This is a genomic window from Streptococcus sp. GMD6S (genome assembly GCF_000297015.1).
This window is the reverse complement of sequence record NZ_AJRH01000381.1, coordinates 1-2,025: the sequence shown is the minus strand read 5'-3', so window position 1 is coordinate 2,025 and position 2,025 is coordinate 1. Positions and strand designations below refer to the sequence as shown.

2 protein-coding genes are annotated in these 2,025 nt (G+C 42.9%); both read left to right on the top strand.

From position 1 onward, the window contains the following. Positions 1-1,437: Asp-tRNA(Asn)/Glu-tRNA(Gln) amidotransferase subunit GatB (gatB, locus tag GMD6S_RS11885; RefSeq protein WP_000374631.1), on the top strand; the 1,437-nt coding region annotated here is incomplete at its 5' end. Positions 1,438-1,494: 57 nt separating this feature from the next. Continuing rightward, the gene (locus GMD6S_RS11880; protein WP_001031998.1) at positions 1,495-1,890 is read left to right on the top strand and encodes a hypothetical protein; all 396 of its coding nucleotides are present in this window, start codon (positions 1,495-1,497) and stop codon (positions 1,888-1,890) included. The last annotated feature ends 135 nt before the right edge of the window (positions 1,891-2,025 follow it).

Genomic DNA, 2,025 nt, shown 5'->3' with positions numbered 1-2,025 from the left:
GAAACAGTCATTGGACTTGAAGTCCACGTAGAGCTCAACACCAATTCAAAAATCTTCTCACCAACTTCTGCCCACTTCGGAAATGACCAAAACGCCAATACCAACGTGATTGACTGGTCTTTCCCAGGAGTACTTCCGGTTCTCAATAAAGGTGTTGTCGATGCTGGTATCAAGGCCGCTCTTGCCCTCAACATGGACATCCACAAGCACATGCACTTCGACCGCAAGAACTACTTCTACCCTGATAATCCAAAAGCCTACCAAATTTCTCAGTTTGATGAGCCTATCGGTTATAATGGTTGGATTGAAGTCGAGCTAGAAGACGGTACGACTAAGAAAATCGGTATCGAACGTGCTCACCTAGAAGAAGACGCTGGTAAAAACACCCACTGTACAGATGGCTACTCTTATGTTGACCTCAATCGTCAAGGGGTGCCATTGATTGAAATCGTATCTGAAGCCGACATGCGTTCCCCAGAAGAAGCCTATGCTTATCTAACAGCTCTCAAGGAAGTCATCCAGTACGCTGGCATTTCTGACGTTAAGATGGAAGAAGGTTCTATGCGTGTGGATGCCAACATCTCCCTTCGTCCTTATGGTCAAGAGAAATTCGGTACCAAGACTGAGTTGAAAAACCTCAACTCCTTCTCAAATGTTCGCAAAGGTCTCGAATACGAAGTCCAACGCCAGGCTGAAATCCTTCGCTCAGGTGGTCAAATTCGCCAAGAAACACGCCGTTACGATGAAGCTAACAAGGCAACCATCCTCATGCGTGTCAAAGAAGGTGCTGCAGACTACCGCTACTTCCCTGAACCAGACCTACCACTCTTTGAAATCTCAGATGAGTGGATTGAGGAAATGCGCACTGAATTACCAGAGTTTCCAAAAGAACGTCGTGCGCGCTACGTATCTGACCTTGGCTTATCAGACTACGATGCTAGCCAGTTGACGGCAAACAAAGTCACTTCTGACTTCTTTGAAAAAGCTGTTGCACTCGGTGGTGATGCCAAACAAGTCTCTAACTGGCTCCAAGGTGAAGTTGCTCAGTTCTTGAACGCCGAAGGTAAGACACTGGAACAAATCGAATTAACACCAGAAAACTTAGTAGAAATGATTGCCATCATCGAAGACGGCACGATCTCTTCTAAGATTGCCAAGAAAGTCTTTGTCCATCTGGCTAAAAATGGCGGTGGCGCGCGTGAATACGTGGAAAAAGCAGGCTTGGTGCAAATCTCTGATCCAGATGTCTTGATCCCAATCATCCACCAAGTCTTTGCGGATAACGAAGCTGCCGTTGCCGACTTCAAGTCAGGTAAACGCAACGCAGACAAGGCCTTCACAGGATTCCTTATGAAGGCAACCAAAGGCCAAGCCAACCCACAAGTCGCCCTTAAACTGCTTGCACAAGAATTGGCTAAGTTGAAAGAAAGTGAGTAATTTACTCTTTATACACTTTTTTCTACTTTTAAGACGAGAATGAGACAAGGAGAATAAATGAACAAATTTTTACGATTGCTATTTGTCTTAGTCATCATCGCTATGTTAGGCGCTTCTATACTACAAATTTTCTTTCCATCGTACATGGGAAGCCACTCCGGGTACGGAATATCTGCTGGTTGGCAACGAGAAATTGGAATATGGAATTTAGCTGTATTGATTATTATTCTCGCTATCAATATTAAATACGATTGGTTCTATCTACGAATCGCACTTCTTGCTCTCATTATTGGCGGAATTGGAATAGGAACAAATCACTTACTCAATTATATGGAGTATCACTCTCCTGTAAATGCTATCGGTGCTTTTGAAAATTACTTGCTAGCAATAGGGTGGATTGTGGGATGGCTCATCGAGCGCCATTCCATAAAGAAGCTAAATGCTAGTAAATAACGCCTAGTATATCTTAGATTATTTTAAAGGTTATTAATAGTTTAATAATCATTCGAATTCAGAATTCTACCTTTTCAATCATATAGTTAGGAGACACATGAAAAAGTTTTACGCTCTTTTAATGACCTGTTTATT

Bases quoted from the DNA above. Each gene is read 5' to 3' on its own strand.
- GMD6S_RS11880 (WP_001031998.1), top strand. From the start codon at position 1,495: ATGAACAAATTTTTACGATTGCTATTTGTCTTAGTCATCATCGCTATG.